At 63.2% G+C, this 10,926-nt stretch carries 13 protein-coding genes and 1 riboswitch; of the genes, 8 read left to right on the top strand and 5 right to left on the bottom strand.

The window, feature by feature from the left end:
• A partial coding sequence (locus tag EN932_RS18595; protein WP_128368966.1) for a DUF680 domain-containing protein occupies nt 1–130 on the bottom strand: 130 nt, incomplete at its 3' end.
• A gap of 79 nt (nt 131–209) precedes the next feature.
• The gene (locus EN932_RS18590) at nt 210–407 is read right to left on the bottom strand and encodes a DUF680 domain-containing protein (RefSeq protein ID WP_013528268.1); all 198 of its coding nucleotides are present in this window, start codon (nt 405–407) and stop codon (nt 210–212) included.
• Between the two features lie 511 nt (nt 408–918).
• A riboswitch (cobalamin riboswitch) is annotated at nt 919–1,121 on the top strand.
• 114 nt (nt 1,122–1,235) lie between these two features.
• Between EN932_RS18590 and EN932_RS18585 the strand changes: the two genes are divergently transcribed.
• The 8 genes from EN932_RS18585 (at nt 1,236) to EN932_RS18550 (ending at nt 9,014) form a co-directional block, all read left to right on the top strand.
• The gene (locus EN932_RS18585) at nt 1,236–2,483 is read left to right on the top strand and encodes an aromatic ring-hydroxylating dioxygenase subunit alpha (RefSeq protein ID WP_063169810.1); all 1,248 of its coding nucleotides are present in this window, start codon (nt 1,236–1,238) and stop codon (nt 2,481–2,483) included.
• 25 nt (nt 2,484–2,508) lie between these two features.
• Nucleotides 2,509–3,609: a hybrid-cluster NAD(P)-dependent oxidoreductase gene (locus tag EN932_RS18580; RefSeq protein WP_127368351.1), complete on the top strand. Its 1,101-nt coding sequence runs from the start codon at nt 2,509–2,511 to the stop codon at nt 3,607–3,609.
• 169 nt (nt 3,610–3,778) lie between these two features.
• Nucleotides 3,779–4,210, top strand: coding sequence for a PqqD family protein (locus tag EN932_RS18575; protein ID WP_013528271.1), 432 nt, complete (start codon nt 3,779–3,781; stop codon nt 4,208–4,210).
• A gap of 48 nt (nt 4,211–4,258) precedes the next feature.
• Nucleotides 4,259–5,308, top strand: coding sequence for a serine kinase (locus EN932_RS18570; protein ID WP_127368350.1), 1,050 nt, complete (start codon nt 4,259–4,261; stop codon nt 5,306–5,308).
• Nucleotides 5,305–6,057 (top strand): glycosyltransferase family A protein, encoded by a 753-nt coding sequence (locus EN932_RS18565; protein WP_027160995.1) that lies wholly within the window; start codon nt 5,305–5,307, stop codon nt 6,055–6,057. The genes EN932_RS18570 and EN932_RS18565 overlap by 4 nt, the downstream gene beginning before the upstream one ends.
• A 55-nt stretch (nt 6,058–6,112) precedes the next feature.
• Complete coding sequence (locus EN932_RS18560) at nt 6,113–6,916, top strand: glycosyltransferase family A protein (protein WP_128368965.1); 804 nt, start codon at nt 6,113–6,115, stop codon at nt 6,914–6,916.
• Nucleotides 6,850–7,542, top strand: a complete 693-nt coding sequence (locus EN932_RS18555) for a glycosyltransferase family A protein (RefSeq protein ID WP_245483294.1) — start codon at nt 6,850–6,852, stop codon at nt 7,540–7,542. Before EN932_RS18560 ends, EN932_RS18555 begins: the two co-directional genes overlap by 67 nt.
• A complete protein-coding gene (locus EN932_RS18550) occupies nt 7,539–9,014 on the top strand; it encodes a nucleotidyltransferase family protein (protein ID WP_027160997.1) in 1,476 nt (491 codons plus the stop codon). The genes EN932_RS18555 and EN932_RS18550 overlap by 4 nt, the downstream gene beginning before the upstream one ends.
• Before the next feature lie 40 nt (nt 9,015–9,054).
• Here EN932_RS18550 and EN932_RS18545 read toward each other — a convergent pair whose 3' ends face one another.
• The 3 genes from EN932_RS18545 to EN932_RS18535 all read right to left on the bottom strand — a co-directional run.
• Entirely contained in the window at nt 9,055–9,801 is a 747-nt protein-coding gene (locus EN932_RS18545; protein ID WP_127368347.1) for an FAD-binding oxidoreductase, read from the bottom strand.
• Nucleotides 9,798–10,409, bottom strand: a complete 612-nt coding sequence (locus EN932_RS18540; protein WP_127368346.1) for a molybdopterin-dependent oxidoreductase — start codon at nt 10,407–10,409, stop codon at nt 9,798–9,800. Before EN932_RS18540 ends, EN932_RS18545 begins: the two co-directional genes overlap by 4 nt.
• 148 nt (nt 10,410–10,557) lie before the next feature.
• Nucleotides 10,558–10,926, bottom strand: a 369-nt coding sequence (locus tag EN932_RS18535; protein ID WP_128368964.1) for a PDZ domain-containing protein, incomplete at its 5' end; no start/stop codon positions are given.

Here is a 10,926-nt window from a genome sequence, read left to right as displayed (position 1 = left end):
AAGCCGTGTACGACTGGTCCACAGCGGCGGCAGGCTGGTTCGGGCCGTTCGAACCGTAGTTGTCGCTGCCCGCGAAAGCGCTGCCGGTGATGGCCAGAACGGCGGCGGCAGCAATGAGGATCTTGTTCATCTTGAATACTCCTGAATGTCTGAATTTCGCCAGGGCGGCGGGCGAGCCCGCCGTCGACCGGAAAACTGGGAATCGGCTGTTAGTTGTTGCCGAAGAGGTTGCGGTCAGCACCCTGGGCAGGCGCCTGAGCAGCCGGTTCCGACTTCTTGGTCGAAGCGGTGTACGAGCTGTCGACAGCAGTGGCTGCCGCGGCGTTCGAACCGTAGTGGTCGCTACCAGCGAAGGCGCTGCCGGAAATGGCCAGAAGGGCTGCGGCAGTGAGAATGATCTTTTTCATTTTTGGTACTCCAGTATCGTCTTTTTTCCGTCCGTCTAGCGGCGTGTCTTGGAAATGAAATCGCGTCGTTCGGACAGCCCCGATGTGGGAGGGCAAGGTCGTCTTTTCCAATCACGAAGTTGTTCCGTGTGGACCATGAATCCCCACCTTGAAATTGTGCCAATGGAATCTAAGGATGCATTTTTCTTCTTCATATCAGTGTGTTAGGTGTAGCCACCTGATGGATCACTGACTGTTTCAGAGGCCCAGCGTTCACACCGTCCTGCACGCACCGTCAACAGAAACGAACCGTTCGGTTCGATTTTAGGGCGAGCTAATAGTCACTTTTCGAAACCATTAACCTTTTTTGACCCCCCGCGAAGGGTCGGATTCGGAAAGATCGCAGCCGGCAAATGGCCGCCCGGGAGGTGGGATCTCGGCCCGCGACGAGCTGCAGTAGCGTTTCGCATGCCGTGTCGCGCCGCATGGATACGATGTCGTTTTCATGCCGACGGCGCGCCCGCGATCGTGGTTAGATCATACCATCTCAGGTGCCGCTTCGTGACGACGAGGCGGAGAATTGGGAAGCCGGTCAGAATCCGGCGCTGCCCCCGCAACGGTGGTGGAGTTCAAGTCGCAACGGGAGACCACTGGGCAACCGCCTGGGAAGGTGTCGCGATGGTCCGCAAGGACAACTCCAGAGCCCGGAAACCAGCCCGAGATTTTTAGACTCGACTGATCGCGGTGGGCGGTCAAGAGGTGGATAGCGCATGTCCGGCACACAGCCGGCCTGTGTTTCAATCCTTCCTCCATCACCACCAGTTCAGTCCTTAGAAACGAGGACAGGACATGGATATCCGCAACGACATGCTGAGGCTCCTGAAGGGGCGCCGGCAAGGCTTTTCGCTGGAGCAGCCCTTCTACACCGATCCGGACTACTTCAAGCTCGACATGGAGCTGATCTGGTATCGCGACTGGCTGTTCATCGGCCATGATTGCGAACTGCCGAAGCCGGGCAGCTACATCACCGTGCAGGTCGGCGATTATCCGGTCGTCCTTGTCCGCGACCAGCACGGCAAGATCAACGCCTTCCACAATTCCTGCCGCCATCGCGGCAGCCGCGTGTGCAACACGGAGAAGGGTACCGCGGCAAAGCTCGTCTGCCCGTATCATCAGTGGACCTACGAGCTGGACGGCCGCCTGCTGTTTGCCCGCCAGATGGCCGACGGTTTCGACAAGAGTGATTTCGGCCTGAAGCCGGTCGCCTGCGAGAGCGTCGGCGGCTACATCTTCATCTGCCTGGCCAAGGAACCGGCAGATTTCGCGCCGATGCGGGCGATGATCGAACCCTATCTTTTGCCGCACCGGCTGCGTGAAGCAAAGATCGCCTTCGAGAGCACGATCGTCGAGAAGGGCAACTGGAAGCTGGTCTGGGAAAACAACCGCGAGTGCTACCACTGCGCCGCCAATCATCCCGAGTTGTGCAAGACCTTCCCCGAGGCTCCAACCATAACCGGCGTCCATGGCGCCGACAGCGACCCTGAAATGGTCGCACACTGGGCCAGATGCGAGGCATCAGGCTTGCCGAGCAAATTCCGCATCGATCCGGCAGGGCAGTACCGCGCCACCCGCGCGCCCTTGCTGCGCGATGCCGTCAGCTACACCATGACGGGAAAACGGGCGGTCCAGAAGAACCTGTCCGACAGCGTTTCAACCGACCGCATCGGCTCCTTGCTGCTCTATCACTATCCGACGACCTGGAACCATATCCTCGGCGACCACGCCGTTACCTTCCGCGTGCTGCCGATCAGTGCCACGGAAACCGCGGTGACAACGAAATGGCTCGTCCACAAGGATGCGGTCGAAGGCGTCGACTACGACCTCGCTGAGCTCACCCATGTCTGGACCGAGACCAACGACCAGGACCGCCGCATCGTCGAGGAAAACGCCTTCGGCATCCTGTCGCCTGCCTATGAACCAGGCCCCTATTCGGAGCTGCATGAGGGCGGCGTGATCCAGTTCGTCGAGTGGTACGCGTCGTTCATCGGGCCGCGCCTTGCCGAAGGCGGCCGGCCGGCCCTGCGCAGCGTCGCCTAGCCCAGGGGATAAGAGGATGAATGCGATGACGGACCTTGGCCTCTATCGCCATCTCGACCAGATGACGCCCTGGAACGACAGGCTGCAGGTGCTGGAAGTGATCGGCGTCAGCGACGAAGCGCCTGACGTGAAGACCTTCACCTTCCGCTCCGACAACCAGACCTGGTTCCGCTACAAACCGGGGCAGTTCGTGACTCTGGAACTGCCGACATCGGACGGGCCGCTGATGCGCACCTACACGCTGTCGTCCTCGCCGTCGCGGCCGTTCTCGATCGCGGTGACGGTCAAGGCGCAGGCGGGCAGCACCGGTACGCGCTGGATGTTCGACCATCTGACGCCCGGTTCGCACGTCAAGGCCTATGGGCCGACCGGCGACTTCTCGCTGCATAGCCACCCGGCCGCCAAATATCTGTTCATTTCGGCCGGTTCCGGCGTGACGCCGATGATGTCGATGCTGCGCTGGCTGAACGACTGCGCGCCATGGACCGATGTCGGCTTCGTCAACTGCGCGCGCCGCCCGGAAGAGATCATTTTCCGCAAGGAGCTCGAACTGCTCGGCAGCCGCATGCCTGGGCTGTCGCTCGGCTTCATGATCGAGGAGCGGTCGAGCCGCGAGGGCTGGTTCGGCCATATGGGCCGCATCGACGCGATCCGGCTGCCATTGCTGGCGCCCGATTTCCGCGAGCGCGAGATTTTCTGCTGCGGCCCCGATCCTTTCATGCGCGCCGTGCGTGGCATGCTGGACGCAGCCGGCTTCGACATGACGAAATACCATCAGGAAAGCTTTGCCGCGCCTGCCGTGGAGGAGATCCCGGCGCCGTTCTCGCCGCCGGCGGAAGACGGCGCCGCTGCCACCGTGGAGGCCGTGACACCGATCCGGTTCTCGCATTCCGATGTCGATGCCGAATGCGTCGCCGGCCAGACGGTGCTGCAGACGGCACGCGCCTCGGGGGTGCGGATTCCCGCCGCCTGCGAGTTCGGCCTGTGCGGCACCTGCAAGGTGAGGAAGGTCGCGGGCGACGTCGAGATGAGCCACAATGGCGGCATCCTCGATCACGAAATCGAGGACGGCTTTATCCTCGCCTGTTGCTCGAAGCCGCTTTCGGCGCTTGAAATCGAGGCGTGACCGGCAGGCACGGTCAGAGACTGTCCATGCCCGCGCGGCCTGCAGCTGCGCTCGGCCGGGCCTACGCCATCTTGCCAAAAACCCTGCAAATGGTTAGACGCCTGCAACGGTGGGGTTGACCGTAGGGGCCGAAGATCATCTCCGCGGCCTGCTTCGGCGGGGAGCAAACATGCGACAATCCGGCGTATATGCCATTGCCAGCAAGGATATCGTCTTTGAATCCTTCGATGGCGAAGCCGTCGTTCTCGACCTGACCACCGGTAAATATTTCGGCTTCTCTGATTCAGGCAGCAGGCTTTGGGATGCACTGTCGTCCGGCGTGCCTGCCTCCGAACTGGTCGGCGCCGCGACCGGGATTGGCGCCCTCGATGCCGCCGCGATTGACGGCTTTGTTTCACAATTGCTCGAATTCGGTTTGCTGGCGGCCGCAACCGATGGCGTGGCAAGACCGGTTCCCAGCGAATTGCTGGCTCAGCTCGCCGCTGCCGGCGAGCCCCTCAAGGTCGACATCCATGACGACCTTGCCGACCTCATTGTCGTCGATCCCATCCACGAGGTCGAGGAGCCCCTCGGCTGGCCCGCAGTGAAGCAGGCCAACTGAGGCGCCCGCCAGGCTCTCGTTGCCGGACAGCTCCGGAACAGGCAGACCATGCCAAACGTCACTCTCGAAAACCTGACTGACTACGCACGTCATGTCCTGGCGCAAGCGCAGAGCAGCGCCGCGCATTATCCACTGACCTGCAAGGTGGGCTTGCCGCATCTGGAGTTGACCACTCATGTGAGTGCCGGCGCGTTGGCGGATGCCTTCGCTCATGGCTTTGTCACGGCTGCGGACAACCGAGCGCCTGCCGACATCTGCCGCATCTTCGTCGCACATCCCGGCATTGACGGCATCGCGGCACCGGCCAGATGGGGCCAAGGACCCTTCACGCAGCATGGCTTCGCCACCAGGCTGGCGGAAGCCGGATTGCGCGGCAACCATTTCCATGACCTGGATTTCTGGCAGTTCTATGATCCGCAACGTCGCGTTGGCGTGCAATTGATGGCCTCGGCCGATGCCTTTCCACCGTGGGAGCCGGGAGCGCCGCTGCGCCCCTTCCTCCATTGGGAATATGCGGCACGTGGCATGCGGCTGGCCCATGCGGGGACGCTCGGCACCAAAGGCAGGGGCGTACTGCTGGCCGGCGCGGGCGGCGCCGGGAAATCCGGGACCGTCGCCGCCGGCCTCCTCCACGGGCTGGACAGCGTCGGCGACGATTATGTGCTGGTCGACCTCTCCAACGGCGTGACTGCCCGCCCGTTGTTTTCAACACTCAAGCAGGATCCCCAGGGATTCGCGCGACTTGGGCTGAAGCACCGGCTGAAGGCGCACGGTCCGCTCAACTGGCAAGGCAAGCATGCTTTTCACATTGACGACATTGCGCCACGGCCGGTGCCCGAAACTCTGGACATCGTTGCGCTGGTGGTGCCACATATCGGCGGAGGCGAGGCAAGTTCGATCGTGCCGGTGTCGCGCAGGGATGCCATGATTGCCTTGGCGCCGTCCGGCATAGCGCAGATGCCGGGCGAGCGGGAGAGCGGCTTTCGCTTCTTCAGCGACCTGACCCGCCTGCTGCCGTGCTATCGTCTGTCGCTGGGGACGCAGCCACAGGAGATAGCCGGCACGATTGCGGACTTTCTTGTGCGGGGCGCTTCGTGAAACTGAGCGTGATAATGCCCGTCTACAACCGTGAGCGCTATGTCGTTTCGGCATTGCGCTCGCTGGTGCGGCAGCGGGACGCCGCCGATCTCGACATCATCGTCATCGACGACGGTTCGACCGACGGCTCTGCTGAGGCCGTACGCTCGATGATGCGCGAAAACCCCTGCATCCGACTCTTCCAGCAATCGAACATGGGCGTGGCCAGGGCGCGCAACGCCGGGCTGCGGCAACTGCCGCCGGATGCGGAGTTCGTGTCATTCCTGGATTCTGACGACATCTCGCTGGCCGGACGGTTCAAGGCCGATCTCGCCCGCTTCGAGGCTACCTCCGGGCTTGAGCTAACCTATTCGCTGATGACGCTGGTCGACCGGATCGACGACGAGAAGCTCGAGCCGGAGGCGGACTGCTGTACCATGACGCTTCGCGGAATTTCGCTGAGCACCGCTCTCTTCAGTCGAACGCTTGTCGATCGCATCGGCCATTTCGACGAGGACTTTGAGCAGTCCGAGGACACGGATTATCTGTTGCGAGTCTTCGAAACCGGTCCGCGCTACGAATTGCCGAACACCGTCGCGATCTACTACCGACGCCACGCCGGAAATGTCACCAAGGAACATAGCGGCAGGGTCCGCAACCACTTGCGTGCAATCCACAAGTCGATGCGGCGGCGCAAGGCCGATCCGTCACGGCGAGAGGTCCAGGGCATCTTCGAATTGAAGAGTCCCGCCGATTGGCGGATGCCATGATGCTCGACACAATCGGCTCGGATCAGCCAAGCCCGCAACGCTGCTGGAGACGCCGATGAGGCTGAGCGTCATCATGCCGGTCTACAATCGCGAACAATTCGTTGGCCTGGCGCTGCGCTCGTTGCTCAGGCAGCGCGAAGACATCGATCTCGACATCATCGTCATCGACGACGGGTCGACCGATGGCTCGGCAGCCGTCGTACGGTCGTTAATCGACGAGGCCCCATGCATTCGTCTTTTCCAGCAGATCAATGGCGGGGTCACCAAGGCGCGCAATGCCGGGCTGAAGCAGTTGCTGCCGCAGACGCGTCTGGTGTCGTTTCTCGATTCGGACGACATCTCCCCGATAGGCCGCTTCAAGGCGGATCTCGCCTGCTTCGAAGAGGATCCTGGCCTCGAGCTGACCTATTCGCGCATGACGCTGGTCGACAAGATAGATGGCGAGACACTGGAACCGGCCGCCGACAGCCACTCCATCACCGTGCGGGGGATCCACCTGTCCGCCGGGATCTTCGCGCGAGACCTCATCGAGCGCACCGGTGGTTTCGACGAGGATTTCAAACAGGCCGAGGACACCGACTATCTGTTGCGTATCTTTGAGAGCCAGGCAAAATACGTTATGCCCGATACGGTGGCTCTCTATTACAGGCGTCATCCCGGCAACATGACCAAGGAAGCCGATGTGCCCTTTCGCGAGTTCATGCGCGCCATTCACAAGTCGATGAAGCGTCGCCGGGCCGACCCCAGCTTGCGCCGGGTGGAGGGGATTTTCGACTTCAAGGATCTCGCGCAGTGGCGGTTTCTTTTATGGGAGGCTACGGCGTCGTCATTCCGGCTTTCAACGCGGCCGCCACCATAGGCGCTGCCCTGAACTCCGTTCTGGCCCAGGCGGCAAAGGCGGAGGCCATCGTCGTGGTCGATGACGGTTCGACCGACGATACGGCCGCGGTGATCGATGCGATGAACCTGCCGGTGACGGTGCTGCGACAGGACAATACCGGACCCGGCAGCGCAACGACCCGTGGCATTGCGGCACTCTCGACGCCGCTCATCGCGACGCTCGATGCCGACGATTTGTGGCTGCCGGACAAGATCGAACAGCAACTGGCCTATCTCGGCCGTCATCCCGGGACAGCGGGCGTCTTTACGCATTGGCGGACGTTTCGCGGCGACAGCCCCGATTTGCCCGATGCGGCCAGTGGAGCCGGCTGGTCGCGCACGACGATGATGATCCGCCAGGAGGTGGTGCAGAGCGTCGGTCCCATCATCGACCCACCAGGCGGTCGCGGCGAGATGATCGACTGGATCGCCCGGGTTCGTGAGGCAGGCTTTGTACTTGCCATGCTCGACGACGTGCTTGCATTGCGCCGCATCCGTCCGGGCAGCCTTTCCTACGGCCGCGATCCGGCACGCGACCGGGGCTATATCCAGGTCGCAAGGCTCGCCATGCAGCGGCGGGCCCAGAACAAGGCGGGCTCCAGTTGAACGCCAGGCCTGTTCGCCGCATCAGCCGCCGCTTCCCGGACTATGGCTGGTCGTGGCCCACTGGCCAGTTGGACCTGTTGCTGAAGGCGGCGCTGCTCTCCGATGAGGACGCAGCCGCTGCCTGCGCCGCGCGCTGGCTCGACGAGAACGACATCGACCTCGTCTCGTTTCGAGAACATCGTCTGCTCGCCGCCATCTCCGACAGGTTCGGCAGAAAACTGGCCGGGCATACCGCGCACCCGCGCCTCGTCGGCCTGCAGAAGATGCTGTGGACGAAGTCGCGCATGGCGATGCGCGAGGCCGAGCCGGCGCTGAAGGCGATGGCCGACGGCGGCGCCGACATCATGCTGATCAAGGGCGCCAGCCGCATTGCCTTGAACGCGTCGGCGCAGCGTGGTCGGGTGGCGCATGACATCGACATACTGGTGCGCCCGCGCGACATGGCTGCCGTCTTCGACATCTTGCGCGACCGCGACTGGCAGATCGCCTCGGGCGTCAGCGCGCAATATCTGCGAACCCGGTTGGCGTCGCTGCGGTCGATGAACTTCTTCAAGGGCCGTTTCGGCGACATCGACCTGCACCAGCTCGGCTATGATGGGTCGCAGACGAGCGCGGAAGACGACCTGGCGATCTGGCAACGGGCGGTCCCGGCACAATTCAGCGGCGTCGCGGTCTTCGTGCCATCGCCGGCCGATCGCATGGCACTGGCCATCGCCCATGGCGGCCTCGACGCCCACACCCACAGCGACTGGCTTGTCGACTGCGCGGTCGCCATCCATGCCGAAGACGTCGATTGGGGGATGTTCCTCGACATCGTCGGAAGACGCGGCCTGGCGGTTCCAGCGGCGGTGGCGTTATCCTATCTGGCGTTCGAGATCGGCATTCCGGTGCCGGAACGGACAATGGCCAGAATCTTCGAGATGGCCGACCGGGCTGGCCTGTCGCGTTGGTCGTCGGTTCTGCAAGCCAAGCCGCGCACGGATTTCGGCGGCCTGGTCTGGCTGTCGCGCGGCCTTGCCAAGCAGTTGCGCCTGAAGCGGAAGAAGGGCCGGTTGCAGCAGGAGCCGCCCGCCAAACCCTGGCGCGGGAGACCGGCCGCGGGCAAGCCGCAAGCCGCATCGGCGCCTCTGGTGTTTTCGCAGGCCATCGCCTGTCCGCAAACGACCGGCGACATGATGCTCGACATCACCGTCAGGATCGGCGTTCCGCCGGTCCGGCGCCGCATCGAAATGGAGATCAATGACGGTGGCGAGCATATCGCTCGCCTGCGTGCCGTGGCTATCAGCCGATCCGGCAGGGAACGCGTGCTGCATTTTCGCGGCAAGGTGACGCTCGACGGCGCGCGAGTTGCCTTGACGCTCGAGGCGCGACCATCGCGACAGTTTCGCGAGTGGAACGACGCGGCCACGGTGGCCGCCTATGGCGCCTTGCCTTTCCAGTTGCTGTCGGCGGGTTTCTTGCCGATCGGCTGAAGGCGAATCCGACGAACCTTTCTCGCAAGGCGGCGTCCGCTCAAACTCCGTAGCGTTCGGTGCGGATGATTTCGGCTGCAACGCCGGCATCGATCAGCGCCTGGGCTGCCGCGGAAACGAAGGCATTGGAGCCGCAGACGAAGGCGATGCCAGGCGGCTCGGGCAGCCGCGCCATGGCTTGCGCCATCATCGCGACGTCCACCCGCCGCGCATAGTCGGCCGGGCGGCGTGCGGCTTCGCGGGTCAGTGTCAGCACCAGCTCGAAGCCGTCCTGACGCTCGTCGAGTGCGATCAGCTCGTCACGAAAGATCACTTCGTCCCAGACCCGGACCGAAAAGACCAGGACGACGGGCACCGCTGAATTCCGTGCGGCGCGGTGGCGGATCATCGACATCAAGGGCACGACGCCCGAACCGCCGCCGACCATCACAAGCGGCCCACTCTCATCCTTCGGCCAGACGAAATGCCCGCCAAGCGGCCCGCGCAGTTCGATTTCGTCGCCAATTGCCGCGACTTCGTGGAAGAAGGGCGAAACCTCGCCATCGTCGAGTTGTTCGATCGCCAGTTCGATTGCGCCATTCGTTTCGGGCGCGGAGGCGATGGAATAGGAGCGGCGCGCCTGATAGCCGTCCGGCGCCGTCAGCCTGACGTCGACATGCTGCCCGGCGCGATAGGCGAAGGGCCGAGACGGCTGAAAAAAGAAGCTGGTGACACGCGGCGTGCGCTTTTCGATGCGGACGATGCCGGCTGTTTGCCAGGGCGACTGCACTGCCGCCGTATCGCTCACGGATCGTCCGTGTAGCGTTGCTCGCGCCATGGGTCGCCATAGATATGGTAGCCGCGCAATTCCCAGAAACCGGGCTCGTCGCGCGTGGTGAATTGCAGGCTGTTCAGCCATTTGGCCGACTTCCAGAAATAGAGATGCGGCACCAGCAGCCTTGCCGGGCCGCCATGATCCGGCGTGATCGGCTTGCCCTCGTAGAGCAGCGCGACCATGGCCTTGCCGGCGGTGAGATCCTTGACCAGCACATTGGTGGTGTAACCGTCGAACGCGTGCGCCAGCGTGAAGCCGGTCGGCGGCTCCACACCCGCGTCGGCAAGGATATCGTCGACCAGCACGCCCTGCCACGGCGTGTCGAACTTGGTCCATGCGGTCACGCAATGGATATCGCGCGTCATCTTGGTCAACGGCAGCGCGTTGAACTCGGCCCAATTCCATTTCTTGATCGGCCGTGGCCCATGTTTCAGCGTGAAAAACCAATCCTCGGTGCGCACGCGCGGCGTCGGACCGGCCGACAGCACCGGAAAACCCTGTTCAAGATATTGGCCGGGCGGGATGCGGGCATCGTCATCGGTTGGCGGGCGCCGTCCTGAAGAGAAACCTCGGGTGACCATCGCGGCAATCTCCTGCATCGGGCCGACATCAGCCTGATGCAATGTTCTCGAAGATGTCGTGGCGGGCAACCAAAATCTTGACGGGCGGAGGCCGGAGGGGATCGTCGCCGACGAACCCTGCCGGTCCCGTTCACGTCAAGGCCATTACTCAGCCATTGGCAAAAGGCACCGCGATGTAGATCTGAGCGTCGCCACGCTCGACCAGCAACAGCACCGACTTGCGGCCAGACTTGCCGGCTTGCGCGATTGCCTGGGTTACCTGCCTGGCGTTCTTAACCGGCACCTGATTGACGGCAACGATGATGTCGCCGGCCTGTATTCCGGAAGCGGCGGCGGCTTTGTCGGGATTGACGCTGGCAACCACCGCGCCGTGCTGCTTGCCGGCTAGGTTCATCTGCTGGCGAATGTCGGGCGTTATATCCATCAAGCCGAGCCCTATCGCCGGAGCGCGCCCGGCACTGGGCGTGTCGGACCCGTCATCCAGCGACGCGGTCTTCGCATCGGCGCTGTTCTGGCC

Source organism: Mesorhizobium sp. M7A.F.Ca.US.002.01.1.1 (assembly GCF_004022955.1).
In the GTDB taxonomy this organism is placed as follows: Bacteria; Pseudomonadota; Alphaproteobacteria; order Rhizobiales; family Rhizobiaceae; genus Mesorhizobium; species Mesorhizobium ciceri.
This window is presented reverse-complemented; position numbering and strand designations above follow the sequence as displayed.

Excerpts from the sequence above, each read along its gene's own strand:
- EN932_RS18590 (WP_013528268.1), bottom strand. The coding sequence starts at position 407 with ATGAAAAAGATCATTCTCACTGCCGCAGCCCTTCTGGCCATTTCCGGC.
- EN932_RS18585 (WP_063169810.1), top strand. The coding sequence starts at position 1,236 with ATGGATATCCGCAACGACATGCTGAGGCTCCTGAAGGGGCGCCGGCAA.
- EN932_RS18580 (WP_127368351.1), top strand. The coding sequence starts at position 2,509 with ATGACGGACCTTGGCCTCTATCGCCATCTCGACCAGATGACGCCCTGG.
- EN932_RS18575 (WP_013528271.1), top strand. The coding sequence starts at position 3,779 with ATGCGACAATCCGGCGTATATGCCATTGCCAGCAAGGATATCGTCTTT.
- EN932_RS18570 (WP_127368350.1), top strand. The coding sequence starts at position 4,259 with ATGCCAAACGTCACTCTCGAAAACCTGACTGACTACGCACGTCATGTC.
- EN932_RS18560 (WP_128368965.1), top strand. The coding sequence starts at position 6,113 with ATGAGGCTGAGCGTCATCATGCCGGTCTACAATCGCGAACAATTCGTT.
- EN932_RS18540 (WP_127368346.1), bottom strand. The coding sequence starts at position 10,409 with ATGGTCACCCGAGGTTTCTCTTCAGGACGGCGCCCGCCAACCGATGAC.